The sequence below is a fragment of the Geodermatophilus sp. URMC 62 genome, assembly GCF_052931475.1.
In genome coordinates this window covers 47041-64124 of sequence record NZ_JBRFHY010000001.1, presented here as the reverse complement: position 1 = coordinate 64124, position 17084 = coordinate 47041, and the positions used below count along the sequence as shown (strand labels likewise).

18 protein-coding genes and 1 tRNA gene are annotated in these 17084 nt (G+C 76.5%); 8 read left to right on the top strand and 11 right to left on the bottom strand.

Annotation, left to right across the window (positions count from 1 at the left end):
• Window positions 1-87: 87 nt before the first annotated feature.
• Window positions 88-300 carry a helix-turn-helix transcriptional regulator gene (locus ACU616_RS00290; RefSeq protein WP_446756501.1) on the top strand — a complete coding sequence of 71 codons (213 nt, stop codon included), beginning with the start codon at window positions 88-90 and terminating at the stop codon, window positions 298-300.
• An 85-nt stretch (window positions 301-385) separates the two neighbouring features.
• Entirely contained in the window at window positions 386-1483 is a 1098-nt protein-coding gene (locus ACU616_RS00285; protein WP_446756500.1) for a tyrosine-type recombinase/integrase, read from the top strand.
• Window positions 1484-1563: 80 nt separating this feature from the next.
• Here ACU616_RS00285 and ACU616_RS00280 read toward each other — a convergent pair.
• Window positions 1564-1637 (bottom strand) — tRNA-Ile (locus ACU616_RS00280).
• A 133-nt stretch (window positions 1638-1770) separates the two neighbouring features.
• Between ACU616_RS00280 and ACU616_RS00275 the strand changes: the two genes are divergently transcribed.
• The 4 genes from ACU616_RS00275 to ACU616_RS00260 are packed head-to-tail and all read left to right on the top strand — an operon-like array spanning window position 1771 to window position 4875.
• Complete coding sequence (locus tag ACU616_RS00275) at window positions 1771-2259, top strand: hypothetical protein (RefSeq protein ID WP_446756499.1); 489 nt, start codon at window positions 1771-1773, stop codon at window positions 2257-2259.
• A complete protein-coding gene (locus ACU616_RS00270; RefSeq protein WP_446756498.1) occupies window positions 2256-3665 on the top strand; it encodes a ferredoxin reductase family protein in 1410 nt (469 codons plus the stop codon). Before ACU616_RS00275 ends, ACU616_RS00270 begins: the two co-directional genes overlap by 4 nt.
• Complete coding sequence (locus ACU616_RS00265; protein ID WP_446756497.1) at window positions 3662-4120, top strand: FMN-binding protein; 459 nt, start codon at window positions 3662-3664, stop codon at window positions 4118-4120. The genes ACU616_RS00270 and ACU616_RS00265 overlap by 4 nt, the downstream gene beginning before the upstream one ends.
• A complete protein-coding gene (locus ACU616_RS00260; protein WP_446756496.1) occupies window positions 4117-4875 on the top strand; it encodes an FAD:protein FMN transferase in 759 nt (252 codons plus the stop codon). The genes ACU616_RS00265 and ACU616_RS00260 overlap by 4 nt, the downstream gene beginning before the upstream one ends.
• A gap of 7 nt (window positions 4876-4882) precedes the next feature.
• On the opposite strand, the gene ACU616_RS00255 is transcribed toward ACU616_RS00260, so the two are convergent.
• Entirely contained in the window at window positions 4883-5326 is a 444-nt protein-coding gene (locus tag ACU616_RS00255; RefSeq protein ID WP_446756495.1) for a DUF1707 SHOCT-like domain-containing protein, read from the bottom strand.
• 440 nt (window positions 5327-5766) lie between these two features.
• Between ACU616_RS00255 and ACU616_RS00250 the strand changes: the two genes are divergently transcribed.
• A complete protein-coding gene (locus tag ACU616_RS00250; RefSeq protein WP_446756494.1) occupies window positions 5767-6996 on the top strand; it encodes a M23 family metallopeptidase in 1230 nt (409 codons plus the stop codon).
• 23 nt (window positions 6997-7019) lie between these two features.
• On the opposite strand, the gene ACU616_RS00245 is transcribed toward ACU616_RS00250, so the two are convergent.
• Window positions 7020-7937 (bottom strand): maleylpyruvate isomerase family mycothiol-dependent enzyme, encoded by a 918-nt coding sequence (locus tag ACU616_RS00245; RefSeq protein ID WP_446756493.1) that lies wholly within the window; start codon window positions 7935-7937, stop codon window positions 7020-7022.
• Between the two features lie 579 nt (window positions 7938-8516).
• Here ACU616_RS00245 and ACU616_RS00240 point away from each other — a divergent pair.
• Entirely contained in the window at window positions 8517-9017 is a 501-nt protein-coding gene (locus tag ACU616_RS00240; protein ID WP_446756492.1) for a DUF3145 domain-containing protein, read from the top strand.
• A 295-nt stretch (window positions 9018-9312) separates the two neighbouring features.
• On the opposite strand, the gene ACU616_RS00235 is transcribed toward ACU616_RS00240, so the two are convergent.
• The 8 genes from ACU616_RS00235 to ACU616_RS00200 all read right to left on the bottom strand — a co-directional run bounded on the left by ACU616_RS00235 (window position 9313) and on the right by ACU616_RS00200 (window position 17066).
• A complete protein-coding gene (locus tag ACU616_RS00235) occupies window positions 9313-9906 on the bottom strand; it encodes an IS630 family transposase (RefSeq protein ID WP_446761437.1) in 594 nt (197 codons plus the stop codon).
• Window positions 9903-10295 carry a hypothetical protein gene (locus tag ACU616_RS00230; RefSeq protein WP_446761436.1) on the bottom strand — a complete coding sequence of 131 codons (393 nt, stop codon included), beginning with the start codon at window positions 10293-10295 and terminating at the stop codon, window positions 9903-9905. The genes ACU616_RS00235 and ACU616_RS00230 overlap by 4 nt, the downstream gene beginning before the upstream one ends.
• Before the next feature lie 54 nt (window positions 10296-10349).
• Entirely contained in the window at window positions 10350-11762 is a 1413-nt protein-coding gene (locus tag ACU616_RS00225; RefSeq protein ID WP_446756491.1) for an acyl-CoA carboxylase subunit beta, read from the bottom strand.
• 83 nt (window positions 11763-11845) lie between these two features.
• Window positions 11846-13075 (bottom strand): beta-ketoacyl-[acyl-carrier-protein] synthase family protein, encoded by a 1230-nt coding sequence (locus ACU616_RS00220; RefSeq protein WP_446756490.1) that lies wholly within the window; start codon window positions 13073-13075, stop codon window positions 11846-11848.
• 102 nt (window positions 13076-13177) lie between these two features.
• The gene (locus ACU616_RS00215) at window positions 13178-13417 is read right to left on the bottom strand and encodes an acyl carrier protein (RefSeq protein ID WP_446756489.1); all 240 of its coding nucleotides are present in this window, start codon (window positions 13415-13417) and stop codon (window positions 13178-13180) included.
• An 87-nt stretch (window positions 13418-13504) separates the two neighbouring features.
• Window positions 13505-14470, bottom strand: a complete 966-nt coding sequence (locus ACU616_RS00210) for a beta-ketoacyl-ACP synthase III (protein WP_446756488.1) — start codon at window positions 14468-14470, stop codon at window positions 13505-13507.
• The gene (locus tag ACU616_RS00205) at window positions 14467-15669 is read right to left on the bottom strand and encodes an acyltransferase domain-containing protein (RefSeq protein ID WP_446756487.1); all 1203 of its coding nucleotides are present in this window, start codon (window positions 15667-15669) and stop codon (window positions 14467-14469) included. Before ACU616_RS00205 ends, ACU616_RS00210 begins: the two co-directional genes overlap by 4 nt.
• Before the next feature lie 218 nt (window positions 15670-15887).
• On the bottom strand, window positions 15888-17066 hold the full coding sequence (locus tag ACU616_RS00200; protein WP_446756486.1) for a PucR family transcriptional regulator: 1179 nt from the start codon (window positions 17064-17066) through the stop codon (window positions 15888-15890).
• Window positions 17067-17084 lie beyond the last annotated feature (18 nt).

Genomic DNA, 17084 nt, shown 5'->3' with positions numbered 1-17084 from the left:
TTGGCCGTGAGCTGTCACCAATCGCCTCAACAAGGCGCCTTCTCCAGGCGTACGGCCCACACCAGCCGATCGGATCCGGAGTCCGCCATGACCCAGCCCGCCACCGGCCGCGAGCCCGAGCTGCTTACCATCACCGAGGCTGCTGAGCTCGTCCGCGCGCCCGTCGCCACCCTGCGCTACTGGCGACACCTCGGCACCGGCCCGCACAGCTTCCGGCTGGGCCGCCGGGTCCTCTACTGCCGCGATGACCTCCACGACTGGATCGCGCAGCAGCGCGCCGAGACCCTCGACCGTCGGTGACCGACCCGTCCACCGGTGCGCCGCTTTCTCCCCAGGACGGCAGGACGGCGTTGACCCGGGGACCAGTCGTGGGCACGGTCGCCTGATGGCAGGGACCATCACCGTGGACGTGCTCAGCGACGGCAGCAGGCGCTACCGGTCGCGGTACCGCGACGCCGGCGGCCGGCAGCACGAGAAGCGGTTCAAGCGCAGGGTCGACGCCCAGCGCTGGCTCGACGAGCAGACCTCGGCGATCGTCACGCAGACCTGGACGGCGCCGGAGCGGGGCCGGGTCACGGTCGAGGCCTGGGCGGAGCAGTGGCTGGTCGCGCAGACGGGCCTCAAGCCCAGCACGCTCTACCGCTACCGGTCGCTGCTGCGGGCCCAGCTCCTGCCGCGTTGGGGCCGGCACCGGCTTGCCGACATCACCCATGCCGAGGTCGCCGCCTGGGTGGCCCAGCTCGTCCGCAGCGGCCTCGCGCCCGCGACGGTGCGGCAGGCGCACCGCGTGCTCGCGCTCATCCTGACTCTCGCCGTCCGCGACGGGCGCATCCCGCGCAACCCGGCTGCCGGCGTCCCGCTGCCGAGGGCCCGGCGCGCCGACCCCCGCTTCCTCACCCGCGAGGAGGTGGAGCGGCTGGCCGACGCGGCGGGGGAGTACGGCGACGTCGTCCGGCTGCTCGCCTACACCGGGCTCCGGTTCGGCGAGATGGCCGCCCTGCGGGTCCGCCGGGTCGACTTCCTCCGCAAGCGGCTCACCGTCGCCGAGAGCGCCACCGAGGTCGGCGGCACCGTCGAGTACGGCACACCCAAGACGCACCAGCAGCGCACCGTGCCGATCCCGGGCGTGCTCGTCGAGCCGCTGTCCCGACGCTGCCAGCGCAAGGGCCGCGACGACCTCGTCCTGACCTCGCCGGGCGGCGCGGTGCTGCGCTCGGGCAACTTCCGGCGGCGGTTCTTCGACCCGGCGGCCAGGGCGGCCGGGCTTGAGGACCTCAGCCCGCACGACCTCCGGCACACCGCCGCGAGCCTGCTGGTGGCCAGCGGCGCGAACGTCAAGGCGGTCCAGCGGATGCTCGGTCACGCCTCCGCGGCGATGACCCTCGACGTCTACTCCGGGCTCTTCGACGACGACCTCGGCGCGCTCGCGGAGCGTATGGATGCGGCCCCCGAGGCCTCTGTCACGAGACGTCACGGTATGTAGTGTGGGCACCGTGTGGGCACGGGGCCCCACCGTCAAGATCGACGATCTTGCTATAGGCCGCTGACCTGCACTTATAACGGTGGGGCGGGTGGGGCTCGAACCCACGACCCAGGGATTATGAGTCCCATGCTCTGACCGGCTGAGCTACCGCCCCTGACGAGCGCCGCCCAGCCTGCCAGACGCGGACCGGCGGATGCCCGTGGCGTCCAGGCGACTCACAGCAACCGCGCGGCCGCACCCCAGCTCCGGCCGCCACCGTGAGAGCTCCCCAGACCACGAGGAGCACCGTGAACGAGCAGCACGACCTGAGCGGCAACCGCTGGGAGCCCTCGGGCGCCCCCGCCTGGCACCCCGAGCACAGCCCGGCCACGCCGTCGCCCGTCCCCGGCTCGTCCACGACGGTCCAGGCGCCGGCTGCCGCCACCGCGCCGACGGAGGAACTCCCCACGGGTGCCGCAGCCGCCGGCGGGACGCCTCGCCGGCGGCTGCCCGCCAGGCTGCGGCAGCGGGCCGCGGTCGGCGCCGCGGCCGCCGCGCTGCTCGCCGTCGGCGGCGTCGGCGGCTTCGCCCTGGCCGAGACCACCACGGGGGACGACGGCTCCACCTCGGTCGTCCGGCAGGACGGCACCACCGACCCGGACGGCGACGGCTTCTCCGGCGGACGCCCCGACTTCGGTCAGGGTGTCCCGCCCGGTTTCGGCGACACCCCGCCCGGCCTCGACGACGGCACGACCGACGGCGGCACGACGGACGGGACCGCCGGGGACAGCGCGTGACGACCACCGTGGCGGCACCCCTCCCGGCGACCGTGCCCGCCGTCCCCGGGAGGGATCCCCGGGCGCGCACCGACGCCGCCGTCCGCACCGGTGCCACCGTCCTGCTCTGGGCCGGCCTGGCCCTGGTCACCTGGTGGTGGGCCACCGGCGGCGGCCTCGCGGACCTTACCGCCTGGGGGTCGGGCCTGGAGTCGGCCGGCCGCCTCACCGGCCTGCTGGCCTCCGACCTGCTCCTGGTGCAGGTCCTGCTGATGGCCCGCATCCCCGTGCTCGAGCGCGCCTTCGGCCAGGACCGGCTCGCCCGGTTGCACCGGCTGACCGGCTTCACGTCGTTCGACCTCATGGTCGGTCACGTCGTCCTGATCACCTGGGGCTACGCCGCCGGTGAGCTGACGCGGGCGCCGGCCACCTTCTGGGAGCTCACCACCGACTACCCCGGCATGCTGCTGGCCGTCGCCGGCACCGCCTGCCTGGTGATAGTCGTCGTCACCAGCGTGCGCGCCGCCCGCCGCCGGCTGCGCTACGAGTCCTGGCACCTGATCCACCTCTACGCCTACCTCGGCGTGGGCCTCGCCCTGCCCCACCAGCTGTGGACCGGCCAGGACTTCCTGGCCTCGACCGCCCGCACCGTCTACTGGTGGGGCCTGTGGGCGGCCGCCGCCGTCGCCGTCCTCGTGTGGCGGATCGCGCTGCCGCTGACGCGCAGCGCCCGGCACCGCCTGCGGGTCACCTCCGTGGTGCCCGAGGGCGACGGCGTCGTGTCGGTGTACCTCACCGGCCGCGACCTCGGCCACCTCCCGGTCGAGGCCGGGCAGTTCCTCACCTGGCGCTTCCTCACCGGCCCCGGCTGGACGCGCGCGCACCCGTACTCGCTGTCGGCGGCCCCCGACGGGCGCAGCCTGCGGATCACGGTCAAGGACTCCGGCGACGGCAGCGCCGCGCTCGCCTCCCTGCGCCCGGGCACGCGCGCCCTGGTCGAGGGCCCGCACGGCCGGCTCAGTGCCCGCGCCCGCACCCGCCCCAAGGTGCTCCTCGTCGGCGCCGGGGTGGGCGTCGCCCCGCTGCGCGCCCTCGCCGAGGCCCTGCCCTACGCCCCGGGCGAGGCCACGCTGCTCTACCGCTTCACCGGGCGTCCGCTGTTCGAGTCGGAGTTCGCCGTCCTCGCCGCCGAGCGGGGCCTGCGGGTGCTCCTCCTGCCCGGTCACCGGCGCGCGCCGGGCTCCTGGCTGGGCGCCGGCACGCCCCCGGGCGACGACGCCGCCGTCCTCCGTGCCTGGGTGCCCGACGTCGCCGACCGCGACGTCTACGTCTGCGGTCCGGAGGGCTGGGCCCACGACGTCCGCCGCAGCGCCGAGGCCGCGGGCCTGCCCGCCGCGCGCTGCCACGTCGAGAGCTTCGGGTGGTGAGCGGGGTGCGCCGCATCGTCCTGTGGTTCGCCGGCACCGTGACCGGGGTGGTCCTGCTGTTCGGCTACCCGACGTCGACGTCGTCCACGCCGGCCGCGAGCACGGTGGTGCAGGCCGCGCCGGTCGGCGGCACGACCGACGGCGGCACGACGGGCGGCACCACGACCGACACCAGCGGCGCGGTCACCGTGACCGGGCCGTCGGTGGACACCCGCTGGGGGCCGGTGCAGGTGCAGGTCACCGTGGCCGACGGCGTCATCACCGACGTCGAGGTGGTCGAGTACCCGACCGAGAACGGCCGCGACCGGCAGATCAACGCCCAGGCCGTCCCGCAGCTGGTGCAGGAGACGCTCGACGCCCAGAGCGCCGACGTCGACATGGTCAGCGGCGCCACCTACACCAGCGAGGGCTACCTCGAGTCGCTGCAGGGCGCCCTCGACGAGGCGGGGCTGTGACCGCCGCCCTCACCCGGCACGTCGAGCAGGTGATGGGGCTGCCGATCAGCCTGGCCCTGCGCGGACGGCACGCCGACGACGCCGCCGGCCGGGCCGCGTGGGCCGAGGCGGTGGCGGTCCTGCGGGAGGCCGACCGCGTCTTCAGCACCTGGCGCGCCGACTCGGTGGTCTCCCGCCTGGCCCGCGGCGAGCTGGCCCTCGACGACTGCCCGCCCGAGGTCGCCGAGGTGCTCGCCATCGGTGACGCCGCCGAGCGCGACAGCGGTGGCGCCTTCCGCGTCCGGCGGCGCGGCCCGGACGGCGCGGAGGTGCTCGACCCCAGCGGCGTCGTCAAGGGCTGGGCCACCGAGCGGGCGGCCGGGCCGCTGCGCGCGCTGCCCGACACCGACTTCGCGCTCAACGCCGGCGGCGACCTGCTCTGCCGCACGCTCGACCCCGACGCCGCCCCCTGGCGGATCGGCATCGAGGACCCGCGCGACCCGCGCCGGCTCATTGCCCGGGTCCCCGTGCGCACCGGCGCGGTGGCCACCTCCGGCACCGCCCACCGCGGGCAGCACCTGGTCGACGCGCGCACCGGCCGGCCGCCGTCGGGCGTCGCGTCGGTGACGGTCGTGGCCGGGTCGCTCACCGACGCCGACGTCGACGCGACGGCGGCCTACGTGCAGGGCCGCGACGCCGCCCGCTGGCTGGCCCGCCGCCCGGGCCGCACCGGCCTGGTCGTGTGGGCCGACGGCTCGGCCACGCCGGTGGGCTGACCTGCGCTCAGCGGGGGCCGTGGCCCCGGCCGGGGCCGGGGCCTGGGCCGGGACCGCCGTCGAACAGGCCGTGCAGCACCAGCGAGCCGAGCAGGACCAGCAGCAGCAGCGCGGCCGCCGCGGCCAGCGCGAGCCGGAGCGCCGCCGGGCCGCCGGTCCGGGCGCCGGTCACGGTCGCGCGCACCTGCTCCCACGCCATGAGCCCCAGCGGGCCCCAGCCCGGCGCCGTCGCCGGGGTGGCGGCGGCTGCCGTCACGGGCGGCAGGTCGGCGGTCAGCCGGGGCAGGTCGTGCAGGTGCACCGCGGCGAAGGCGGCGGCCATGCGCTCGCTGCCCTCGTCCGGCGTGAGCCGCCCCTGGGCGACGGCGTCCTGCAGCCGGTGCACCGTGGCCGCCCGGTCGCTGTCGCCGGCCCGCATCGGCGGGACCTGCCCTGCGGTGACGTCGTCCATGTGGTTCCTCCTGCGCCGAGCCGTTCCGGTCGGCCAGGGTGCCCGCCGTTCCTGTGACCGACCTGTGAGGCGCGGCACGCCGGGGGGACGACGGGCCGTGAGCCGCGGTCGTCGCGGATGGTGCGGCCATCGGAACGCCTCGTGAGACCCGCAGGTCAGGAAGGCGAGGACGCACACAGGCGCGCCGTCATCGTCACCCGTTCGTGATGTGGCTGGTGGGGGCCGTAGTACGTTCGCCTGCGGCCCAGCCGGCTCCAGCGCCTCGCACCGAGGGCACCGGCCGGGCCCCGCCTGACCGCCCCGGCCCGCGTGCCGGGGGACCGGGGACCCGTGGGAGTCCCCGGATCGGTCGCGCCCGCGGACGCCGGACGTGGGCAGCGGCGTGCCCTGCGGGGCGCCCGCCGACCCGGAGGCGGCCGCGACGAACGGAGACGCGCCCCTTGGCGACCCTGCGCCACCGGACCGCCCCGGGCACCCGCCCCGCCCCGTCCCGTCGGCTCCGCCGCGCCGTGCTCGCCGCCGGCGCCGTGGGGGGACTCCTCCTCTCGTCCCCGGCCTCCGCGCTGGCCGACCCGCGGGACGACGTCGCCGCCGCGGAGGCCGCCGAGCGCGACCTCGTCGCCGAGGTCGGCCGGATCCAGGGCGAGGTCACCGCCGCGGAGGAGCAGCTGCAGCGGATGACGGTGGAGGCCGAGGCCGCCGCCGACGCGGCGCTCGTCGCCCGGGCCGAGCTGGCCTCCGCCCAGCAGGCGGCCGCCGTCGCCGCCGCCGAGCTGCAGGCCGCCCGCGACGCCGTGGCCGCCGCCGAGGACGAGGTCGTCGAGCTCGGCCGCGAGGCGTACATGGGCGGCCAGGGGGACCTGAGCGGGGGAGTCTCCGTGCTGCTCGACAGCGAGGGCCCCCGCGAGGTGCTCGAGCGGGCCGCCACCCTGGACGTCCTCGGCGCCCAGCGGGCGCAGACCCTCGAGGAGTTCGAGCTCCTCGAGTCCCAGGAGGCCGAGGCCGAAGCCGTGGCCCGCGCCGCCGTGGCCGAGCGCGACGCCGCCTCCCGCGCCGCCGCCGAGGCGCAGGCCGCCGCCGACGCCCGGCTGGCCGGTGCCCAGGCCGACTACGACGCCCTCGCCGCCCAGAAGGCGGCGCTCGACGAGCGGCTGCGCGTCGCCGAGACCGAGCTGCTCCGGCTGCGCGGCATCGCCGACGCCGAGGCCGCCTGGGCCGCCCAGCAGCAGGCCGAGCAGCAGGCCGCGCTGACCGTGCAGTCCAGCGGCGGCGGCATCGCCCCGACCTCGGGCCGGGTGACCTCCTGCTACGGCGCGCGGTGGGGGACCATGCACTACGGCGTCGACATCGCCGCCCCCATCGGGACGCCGATCGTCGCCCCCGCCGGCGGCGTCGTCCTGCAGGCCGGCCCGGCCAGTGGCTTCGGCCAGGCCGTCTACCTCCAGCACGACGACGGCACGATCACCCTCTACGGCCACGTCAACCGGTTCTTCGTCTCCGCCGGGCAGGTGGTCGGCCCCGGCCAGCAGATCGCCGAGGTCGGCAACAAGGGCCAGTCCACCGGCCCGCACCTGCACTTCGAGGTGCACCAGGGCGGCCTCTACGCGAGCCGCGTGAACCCCGTGCCCTGGCTGAGCGCGTACGGCGTCTCCCTCGGCGGCGGCTGCTAGCAGCTCCCGTCCGGGCGGGCCGGTCAGCGGCGCCCGCGCAGCCGGCCGAGCAGATCGCCGGCCCCGCCGACGGTGCGTGCGGCCAGCGCCAGGATCGGCCCGCCCGGGATGCCCGGCGCCGACTCCACGATCGGCGCGAGCTGCATCAGCCCCGCGAGGTCGTGCACCCGCAGTCGCCGGCGCACGAGTGCGGCGGCCGGGTTGGTGCGCCCCGACGCGGCCTCCAGCAGCACGTCGGCGCGGGCCTCGACGGCGGCGCCGCGGGGCCGGGCGTCGCCGTCGAGCCGCCGGACGGTCCAGCCGCCGTCCGCGGCGGCGAACGCCCAGCCGCCGTCCGGGGTGACCAGCGCCGCGCCGCCGGTGATCCCCGAGGACGAGGCCAGCGCGCCGGTGACGTCGGCGAGCGCGGCCAGGCCGGCCTGCAGCACCTCCGGCGGCGGTGGGGGAGCGCCCAGCGGTACGAGGTCCAGGCCGTGGACGGCGAGCTCGTAGGCCTGCCCGAGGACCACCGACAGCATCGGCAGCCGGCCCACCGTCGACACCACCGGCGCGGTGTCGAGCCAGGCCGGCTCGTCGGCGAGGTAGCCGACGGTGGCCTCCCGGTTGCGCCGCAGGGCAGCCAGCACCTCCGCCCGCGAGGCGTCCCGGTGGGCGGCGGTCACCCGCGCGTTGGTCGCGTCGACGTCGGGCGGCGTGCCCGTGCCTCCGGCGCGCGCCGAGGCGACCAGGCCGGCCAGCGCCGCGTGGTCGGGCCAGACCCCCAGGTGCACGCAGACCTCGTGCGCCCGCCAGCCGGGCAGGCGGGTCGGCCGGTCGAGGTCGACGGCGGCGGCCTGCTCGAGGAAGGCGTCCCAGGCGCCGAGCACCATCGGCCCCACGACGTCGCGGCCGGCGTCGGCCAGCCCCTGCCGTTGGGTGTGGCTGCGGTCGTCCTCGGTCATGCCGGGCCCCTACCCACCGCAGCCGGACTCCTCGCCGCCCCACGCCCTCACCTCGCCGACCCGGGGCCGGGGCCGACGGGAGGTGCGGGCCGAGGACGAAGGTGCTGGCCGAGGACGAGCCGCCGGCCGACGACGGCGGCGGTCGGGTGCCGCGGCGGGCCCGGGCTGCCTCCCCACCGGGCCGGGACGGCGGGCGGAGAACGGGTGGGCGACCCCGCACGGTGACGACCCCGCCGGTGTGGCGATGACTCACCGTGACGCTGGAACGATCGTGTCCGGCCGCGACACGTCCTGCGGCGACCACCCGTGGCGGCAGCTCCGGTGTACGGTCAGGCCGACCCGCACCCTGGATGGACGGCTGGGTCGCCCTCATGGTATGGCGCTGACCAGCACTTCCGTGACGCCCGAGGTCCCGTCGGTCACATCCGGCACAGCTGTCTCATCCGCACTGGCGCGACGGGCACCTCATCGTGCACACTGTCACCGGAGCCCCTGGTCCGCCGCCACTGACCACAGCCTGTCACCGAATCGATCGTCCGTTGGGGAAGACGAGACCGATCGAGTCGATGGAGGTGCCTCGTGCAGCGACGGTCTACCCAGGGTGTCGTCTTCGTGCACTCCTGCCCGAAGGCGCTCTGCCAGCACGTCGAGTGGGCGCTCGAACGCGTCGTCGGCGCGCCGGTCTCCCTGTCGTGGGCCGACCAGCCCGCGGCGCACGGTGCCTACCGTGCCGAGGTCGCCTGGACCGGTGCCCCCGGGACGGGCGCCAAGCTGGTCGCCGCGCTGCGCGCGTGGCCCATGCTGCGCTTCGAGGTCACCGAGGAAGCCAGCCACGGCAACGACGGCGAGCGCATGTCCTACGTGCCCGGGTACGGCGTCTACCGCGCGCCCACGAGCGCCAACGGCGACCTCGTCGTCACCGAGCAGCAGCTGCGCCACCTGGCCGCCACGGCGACCTCCATCGAGGCGTTCCGCCACGGCGTCGACGAGCTGCTGGGTGCGGCCTGGGACGCCGATCTCGAGGTCTACCGGCACGCCGGGGACGGCAGCCCGGTCACGTGGCTGCACCAGGTCGTGTGAGCCGCCGGAATCGAATCCGCAGGTCACGATCCGGGCACACGAGATGAGGTCCTGCGGGAACTCGTCGTAGGCTCCAGACCAGGTCGGCCGGACGCCGTCGGGGAAGCGGCGTCCGGCCGGCCTCAGGACGAGAGGCCCGTCACCGCTGCAGCGGTGGCGGGCCTCTCGGTCGTCCACGTCCGTCGGGCGCGGACGTCCTCCCTCACCGGAGCGGGTCCTCCCTCACCGTCCACCGTGGGGGAGGACGCGCCACGATCAGGTCACCTGATCGTGGCGCCGCCCCTCACAGCGGTGATCAGGCTGCTTGTCGGGTCAGGTAGCCGGCATGGGCAAACCAGCCGGCGGCGTCAGCGGCGGTGACCGCCGCCAGCGCGGCGGCAATCGCCGCGTCGAGAGCCGCCCGGGTCCGGGCAGCGGCCGCCCGGATGAAGGTCTTGAGTTTGCTGAACGCCTCCTCGACCGGCGAGAGGTCGGGTGAGTAGGCCGGCAGGAACACCAGCAGGCAGCCGGCCGCCTCGACCAGCGCGCGGATCCGGTCGGGCTTGTGCGCACCGACGTTGTCCACCACCACGACCTGGCCCGGGTGCAGCGACGGCAGCAGAAAGTGTTCGAGATAGGTGGCGAACACCGCGGTGTCGGTGCCGCCTTCCACGGTCATCGCCGGGGCCATGCCGGTCAGGCTCAGCCCGGCCAGCAGGGTGGTCACCGGCCCACGGTTGCGCGGCACTCGTCCGCGGGCCCGCTGCCCACGCGCCGCTCGAGCCCGGCGGCGGGTCATCGAGGTGTGCGTGCCGCACTCATCGACGAACACCAACCGCGCCGGATCGACCGGGCTCATGTCGGTGCGCCACTGGGCGCGCGCGGTCTCATCGCGCTCGGTGGCGCTCAGGCTTTTCCCTTCAACGGCCGACCCGGCCGCCGCTGCCGGCCGCCCGCGGTCACCGCCTGCGCCGGGTCATCGGCCGGCAGGGTGGCGATCGCCCGCGACATCGTCGCCAGCGACACCGCACCGCCGACCTCGGCGGTGAAGGCGGCCGCGTGCTCGGCCAGGGTGGCATCCGCGGCCTGCCGCAGCCGGGCCGGCAGCCACGCCTGCACCCGGTCCTGCTTCGCCGGCACCGACCCGTGCCGCTGCTCGGTCGGCGCCAGACTGCCGGTGACTCGCCGCCGAGCCACATACCGCTCCACGGTCCGCACCGACACATCGAATCGGGCCGCCGCCTCCCCGGGTCTCATTCCCGCATCGACCGCGGCCACCACGCGCTCACGCAGATCCATCGAGTACGCCCGCATGCATCAGGCCTACTCCGACAAGCAAGCAGCACACCGCTGTCAGAGCGGGATGTTGCCGTGCGCGCCGCGGCCGGCCGGGGCGCCCGTCAGCGCCGCCACCAGCGCCCGCCTGGTGCGGCTGGGCTCGACCACCTCGTCGACGACGCCGATCTGCAGCGCCCGGTCGACGCCGCCGGCGATCCGCTCGTGCTCGGCCGCCAGCCGCGCGTGCAGCGCCTCGCGCTCGGCGTGCGGCACCGCGGCCAGCTGCTTGCGGTGCAGGATGCCGACGGCGGCCTTGGCGCCCATGACGGCCACCTCCGCGCCCGGCCAGGCGAAGACGGCGGTGGCGCCGAGCGAGCGGGCGTTCATGGCGATGTAGGCCCCGCCGTAGGCCTTGCGGGTCACCAGGGTCACCCGCGGGATGACGGCCTCGGCGAAGGCGTGCAGCAGCTTCGCGCCGCGCCGCACCACGCCGTCCCACTCCTGGCCGACGCCGGGCAGGTACCCGGGGACGTCGACGAGCACCACCAGCGGCACGCCGAACGCGTCGCACATCCGCACGAAGCGCGCCGCCTTCTCCGCCGAGGCGGAGTCCAGGCAGCCGCCCAGCCGCAGCGGGTTGTTGGCGACCACGCCGACCGTCCGCCCGGCGAGCCGGCCGAGGGTGGTGACGACGTTGGGGGCCCACCGCGGGTGCAGCTCCAGGCCGGGCCCGTCGAGCACGGCGGCGACCAGCGGCCGGACGTCGTAGGCGCGGTTGGCCCGCTCGGGCAGCAGCGCCCGCAGGTCGACGTCGGGCTCCTCGGCGGCGGGGGCGAACCGGCCCTGGGCGGCCAGCAGGTCGACCGCCTGGCGGGCGGTCCGCAGCGCGGCGTCCTCGGAGTCGGTGACCAGGTGCACGACCCCGCTGCGCCGGCCGTGCGTGTCGGGGCCGCCGAGGCTCTCCATGTCGACGTCCTCGCCGGTGACGGAGCGGACGACGTCGGGGCCGGTGACGAACACCCGCCCGGCCGGGCCCATCACCACCAGGTCGGTGAGCGCCGGCCCGTAGGCGGCGCCGCCGGCGGCCGGGCCGAGGACGACGGAGACCTGCGGCACCCGCCCGGAGGCGCGCACCATCGCGGCGAACACCTCGCCCACGGCGTGCAGCGCGGTGACGCCCTCGGCCAGCCGGGCGCCGCCGGAGTGCCAGACGCCGACGACCGGCACCCGCTCGCGCAGCGCCGTGTCGATGGTGTCGACGACGTGCCGGCAGCCGTCGACCCCCATGGCGCCGCCCATCACCGTCGCGTCGGTGCAGTAGGCCACCACCGGGCTGCCCGCGACCGTGCCGCGGGCCGCCACGACCCCCGAGGTGTCCCGCGGCGTCATCAGCGTCACGGAGCCGGGGTCGAACAGGCGGTGCAGGCGGTCCTCGGGGTCGCGCGGGTCCAGGGCGGGGGGAGCGGGAGCGGCGTGCAGCGTGGTCACGGGACCTCCACGGGCCGGACGTGGGCGTGCTGGGGCGGCCCGGGCGGCACGGGCCGCCCGGGCCGGGGTGCTGCGCGCGTCGCCTACGCGGTGGTGAAGACCAGGGCGATGTTGTGGCCGCCGAAGCCGAAGGAGTCGTTCACCGCGGCGGTCAGCGTGGCCTTGCGCGGCTCGCGGCGGACGATGTCGAGGGCCTGCACGGCCGCGTCGTCGTCCGGGTCGTCGAGGTTGGCCGTCGCCGGGACGACCTGGTCGCGCAGCGCGAGGATGGTGAACACCGACTCCAGCGCCCCGGCGGCGCCCAGGAGGTGGCCGGTCTGGCTCTTGGTGGCGCTGACGAGCACGTGCTCGCCGATCGAGCTGCGGATGGCCGCGGCCTCGGCGGTGTCGCCGACCGGCGTGGAGGTGGCGTGGGCGTTGACGTGGCCGATGTCGGCCGGGGTCAGCCCGGCGTCGCGGATGGCCGCGGCGATCGCCCGCCCGGCGCCCTCGCCCTCGGGGTGGGGGGCGACGAGGTCGTAGCCGTCGGCGGTGGCGCCGGCGCCGGCGACCCGGGCGTGCACGTGCGCGCCCCGCGCCCGCGCCGCGTCGGCCCGCTCGAGCACGAGCGCGGCGGCGCCCTCGCCGAGCACGAAGCCGTCGCGGGCCTTGTCGAAGGGCCGCGAGGCGCGCTCGGGCTCGTCGTTGCGGGTGCTCATCGCGCGCATCGAGGAGAACCCGGCCATGGGCAGCGGGTGGATGCAGGCCTCGGTCCCGCCGACGAGGACGACGTCCGCGCGGTCGAAGCGCAGCAGGTCCAGGCCCCAGCGGATGGCCTCCGCGCCGGAGGCGCAGGCGCTGACCGGCGCGTGCACGCCGCCCCTGGCGCCGATCGACAGGCCGACCGCGGCGGCCGGGCCGTTCGGCATGAGCATGGGGATGGTGAAGGGGGAGACCCGCTTGGGGCCCTTCTCCTCCAGGATGTCGTCCTGGCCGAGCAGGGTCAGCGCGCCGCCGATCCCCGTGCCGAAGACGACGGCGATGCGCAGCGGGTCGACCCCGGCGTCCGCCGCGCCGGACTCCGCCCAGGCCTGCTCGGCGGCGATGACCGCGACCTGCTGGCTGCGGTCGAGCCGCCGGGCGCGCACCCGGTCGAGCTGCTCGGCGGGCTCGGTGGCCAGGCGGGCGACGAGCTGGGCGGGGAACTCCTTCGCCCAGTCGTCGGTGATGCGGCTGACCCCCGACCGCCCGGCCAGCAGCGCGTCCCAGGAGCTGGCGACGTCGCTGCCGAGCGGCGTGGTGGCACCGAGGCCGGTGACGACGACATCGGTCATGACGGGTTCCTCCTGGGGACGGGTGCGGCCGGGTGGCCGGGTGCCCCCCCCCTGCAGGGTCCCGCTGCGAGCTCGCGAGCGGTGGGGCAGGGGGGTCCTTCTTCAGCCGCGGTTCTTCTGGATGTAGTCCATGGCGTCGCCGACGGTCTTGATGTTGCCCAGCTCGTCGTCGGGGATGGCCACCCCGAACTTGTCCTCGACGGCCGTGGCGATCTCGACCATCGACAGCGAGTCGACGTCGAGGTCCTCGGTGAACGACTTCTCCGGGGTGGCGTCGGCGGGGGCGACCCCGGCGACCTCCTCCAGGATCTCTGCCAGACCTGCCTGGATGTCCTCGCTCACGAGGGGTCCTCTCTCTCGGTGGAGGCGGGGCGTGCCCGCCGTCGGGCCCGGGGAGTCCGGGTGTCTGTGGGGCGCCGGCGGCCCTGCTCAGGGCAGGGTGAGCACCTGGCCGGCGAAGGTCAGGCCCGCGCCGTACCCGAGGACGAGGGCGACGTCGCCGCTCCTGGCCTCACCGGACTCCAGCAGCGCGGTGAGCGCCAGCGGGACCGACGCCGCCGAGGTGTTGCCCGAGTGCACGATGTCGCGGGCGACGACGGTGTCCTCGCCGAAGCCGAGCTTCCTGGTCATCGACTCGACGATGCGCAGGTTGGCCTGGTGCGGCGCGAAGACGTCGATGTCGGCCGGGCCGACGCCGGCGGCCTCCATCGCCTCCTCCAGCGTCTCGGTGAGCCGGGTGGTGGCCCAGCGGTAGACCGCCTGCCCGGCCATGGTCATCGTGCCGGTGCCGGCGGCGATCTCGATGGCGTTGTACTGGTCGCCGTCGCTGCCCCACACGACCGGGCCGATGCCCGGCTGCTCGGCCGCGCCCACCACCGCGGCGCCGGCGCCGTCGGCGAAGATCACCGCGGTGGAGCGGTCGGCGAGGTCGGTGACGTCGGTGAGCCGCTCGACGCCGACCACCAGGGCGTTGCGCGCCGACCCGGCCCGGATCGCGTCGGAGACGACGCCCAGGGCGTAGCAGAACCCGGCGCACCCGGCGTTGAGGTCGAACGCGCCGGGCCGCGGGATGCCCAGGCGGTGGGCGACCTGCGGGCCGATCCCGGGGATGGGGTCGCGCAGGCTGGCGCTGGCGAGGACCACCAGGTCGACCTCGTCGGGGTCCAGGCCGCTGGCGGCGAGGGCCTTGCCGCCGGCGGCGACGGCCATCTCCACCAGGGTCTCGTCCTTCTCGGCCCAGCGGCGCTCGACGATGCCGACGCGGGTCCGGATCCACTCGTCGTTGGTGTCCATGACCTGCGCGAGCTCGTCGTTGGTCACCCGGCGGCGGGGCCGGTAGGCGCCCAGGCCGAGGATCCGTGCGCCGGGGGCGCCCTGCCTGATCTGGATGCTCACGCGGAGACCTCCGGGTAGAGACGGGCCAGCGGGTCCCCGGCGTCGACGAGGTCGCCGTCCTGGACCAGCCACTCGGCGAGGACGCCGTCGTAGCCGGCGGTGACGTCGGCCTCCCCGCGGCGGCTGCGGACGCGGCCCAGGGGGGTGCCGGCGGGCAGCCGGGTGCCCTCGGCGACGTCGGCGGGGCTGACCGTCCCGCGGACGGGGGAGACGACGACCCGCCAGTCGGGCAGGTGCTGGGCCTCGGGTCGGGTGCGGGCGGCGTCGATGAGCGCGCGGGCCCGGTCGAGGTCGCCGGGGCCCGACAGCGCCAGCACCTCGACGCCGTCGTTGCTCCACTCCCGCTTGGCCAGACCGGCCAGCGCGCCGGCCGGCGGGAGCTCGAGGGCGGCGGTCACGCCGAGCTCGCGCAGGGTGGCCAGGCAGGCGTCGAAGTGCACCGGGCTGGTGACCTGGGTGACCAGGCGGGACAGCGCCTCGGCACCGGAGTCGACCGCGGCGCCGTCGGCGTTGGACAGCAGCAGGCGGCTCGGGTCGGCCGGCCGCAGCCCGCCGACGAGGCCCTCGAGCTCCTCGCGGGCGGGGGCCATGTAGGCGGTGTGGAACGCGCCGGCCACCGACAGCGGCACGACGCGCGCCTTGGCCGGCGGTGCGGCCTTCAGCGCGGCCAGGCCCTCGAGCGGCCCGGCGACGACGACCTGGCCGCCGCCGTTGAGGTTGGCCGCGCTCAGCCCGTGCTGCTCCAGCGCCGCGGCCAGCTCGTCGGGGTCGCCGCCCAGGACGGCGGACATGCCGGTCGGGGTGAGCGCGCACGCGCGGGCCATCGCCCGGCCGCGGACGGCGGTCAGCGCGATGGCGGCCTCGACGCTCAGCACGCCGGCCAGCGCGGCGGCGGTGAGCTCGCCGACGCTGTGCCCGGCGATGGCGACGTCGCGGCCGGTCTGCGGGGTGTGCGCGACCGGGCCGGGCAGGCCGTCGAGCTCGCGGGCGACGAACAGGCTCATCGCGACGACCAGCGGCTGGGTGACCGCGGTGTCCTTGATGGCCTCGGCGTCGCCGGTGGTGCCCAGGGTCAGCAGGTCGGCGTCGGCGATCGCGCCGGCCCAGCGGAAGAAGGACTCCGCGCCCGGGAGCTCCAGCCAGGGGGTGAGCATGCCGGGCTTCTGGGCACCCTGACCGGGGGCGAGGACGGCGAGCACCCATTCACCGTGCCAGGCGTTCCGGTGCCCTGCGGTGGTGTCCGGAACGAAAGGTCACCACCGCCCTTTGGAGGGTCTCCACAATCCGGAGGCCGTGGAAGGCTGCCGAGGCGCCTTTCCGTGGTGGATACCACACGGTCCGCGTGCGGTCCGCGGGGTGGCCCTCCGGCAGGGGCCCGCCGCGAGCTGGCGAGCGGTGGGGGCAGGAGGGTCCTTCCTCAGTGCCAGAGCGAGCGGCCGCCATCGAGGTCGGCGAGGGCCAGCGCGACCTGCAGCGTCCACGCGCCGCGGGGATCGGTCGCCACCTGCCCGGTCAGCTCCGCGGCCCGCTTGAGCCGGTACCGGACGGTGTTGGGGTGCACGAACAGCGCCCGGGCGCTCGCCTCCAGGTTGCCGCCGCCGGCCAGGACGGCGCGCACCGTCTCGAGCACCCCGCCGCCGGCGGTCCGCAGCGGCCGCACGACGCGCTCGGTCAGCGCCGCCCGGGCCAGCGGGTCACCGTCGAGGGCCCGCTCGGGCAGCAGGGCGTCGGAGGGAACCGGGCGCGGGGCGCCGGCCCAGGCCCGGGCGGCCCGCCACCCGGCCAGCGCGGCCGCCGCCGACCCGCCGGCGGCGCTGAGCCGGTCGACCACCGGGCCGCGCACCACCGGGCCGGGCCCGAACTCCTCGGCCACCCGGTCGGTCGCCGTCGTCACGTCATCGGCACCGCCGAGGACGACGACGAGCTGGTCGGCGTGCACCCCGACCAGCACCTCGCAGTGGTGGGCGCGCGCGGCCCGGCGGACGGCGGCGTGCGTGTCGCCGTCACCGGGGGCCGCGCCGACCAGGACGACGACGGGGCTGGTGGCCGCCCAGCCGAGGGCGGCCGCCCGGCCGGGCAGCTCCTCGGAGTGCTCGCCGCGCACCAGCGCGTCGACGACGAGCGCCTCCAGCCGGGCGTCCCACGCGCCGCGGTTCTCGGCGAAGGTGGCGTAGACGTGCGCGGTGGCGAAGGCGACCTCGCGGCTGAACTGCAGCACGGCCATGCGGAGCACGTCGGCGTCCCCGGGCTCGGCGACGGACTCGACGTGGTCGTCCATGACCTCGACGGTGACCTTGACCAGGTCGACGGTCTGCTTGAGCGGCACGGCCCGGACGAGGTCGCGGGGGGCGGCGCCGAACACCTCGCCGGTCAGCCGGGGCGGACGGTCGGGGGAGCGGCACCACTCGACCAGCGAGGCGATGCCGGCCTGCGCGACCAGCATGACCCAGGAGCGCTGGTCGGCGGGCATGGTGCGGAACCAGGGGAGGTCCTCGTCCATGCGGGCCACGGCCCGGGTCGCGATCGCCCCGGAGGCACGCTCCAGCCGCCGCAGCGTCGCCGCCGACGGCGGGCGGTCGCTCACCCGGTGGGCCACGCCGTCAGCGTGTCACGG

What these genes read in the sequence shown, in the direction of transcription:
- ACU616_RS00290 (WP_446756501.1), top strand. Translation starts at nt 88, where the DNA reads ATGACCCAGCCCGCCACCGGCCGCGAGCCCGAGCTGCTTACCATCACC.
- ACU616_RS00285 (WP_446756500.1), top strand. Translation starts at nt 386, where the DNA reads ATGGCAGGGACCATCACCGTGGACGTGCTCAGCGACGGCAGCAGGCGC.
- ACU616_RS00255 (WP_446756495.1), bottom strand. Translation starts at nt 5,326, where the DNA reads ATGGACGACGTCACCGCAGGGCAGGTCCCGCCGATGCGGGCCGGCGAC.
- ACU616_RS00245 (WP_446756493.1), bottom strand. Translation starts at nt 7,937, where the DNA reads ATGACCGAGGACGACCGCAGCCACACCCAACGGCAGGGGCTGGCCGAC.
- ACU616_RS00230 (WP_446761436.1), bottom strand. Translation starts at nt 10,295, where the DNA reads ATGGATCTGCGTGAGCGCGTGGTGGCCGCGGTCGATGCGGGAATGAGA.
- ACU616_RS00220 (WP_446756490.1), bottom strand. Translation starts at nt 13,075, where the DNA reads ATGACCGATGTCGTCGTCACCGGCCTCGGTGCCACCACGCCGCTCGGC.